Below are 328 nucleotides of genomic sequence, written 5' to 3'. Positions count from 1 at the left end.
GCCGCACCTGATTGATCACCGCAATCCCCGTAGGTCGTGGTCCCGATCCGCGCAACCGCGGCGCCATCGACGAAGGTATCGACCCGGGGCAGCGTCACGGGCGCCCCCGCCGCCATGGCCGCGGCCAGCGACATGCCGCCTGCCGGTTCCACGAATTTCACGCGCGTTTCAGGCGCCACCTCGCGCAGGACAGAGACGACACCGGCGGCCAGCCCGCCACCGCCCACCGGCAGGATCACCAGATCGGGCGCGCGTTCCAGCGCATCCAGGATTTCCACCGCGACGGATGCCTGCCCCTCGATCACGTCTTCGTCGTCGAAGGGCGCCA

General features: G+C 70.1%; 1 protein-coding gene. It reads right to left on the bottom strand.

What is annotated here, in order from left to right:
• The coding region (locus A6X21_RS11720; protein WP_131818305.1) for a pyridoxal-phosphate dependent enzyme at positions 1-328 on the bottom strand (328 nt) is incomplete at both ends.

This window comes from Planctopirus hydrillae, assembly GCF_001707835.1.
Classification (GTDB): Bacteria; Planctomycetota; Planctomycetia; order Planctomycetales; family Planctomycetaceae; genus Planctopirus; species Planctopirus hydrillae.
Note: the sequence above shows the minus strand (reverse complement) of the source record. Positions and strands in the feature narration are given on the sequence as shown.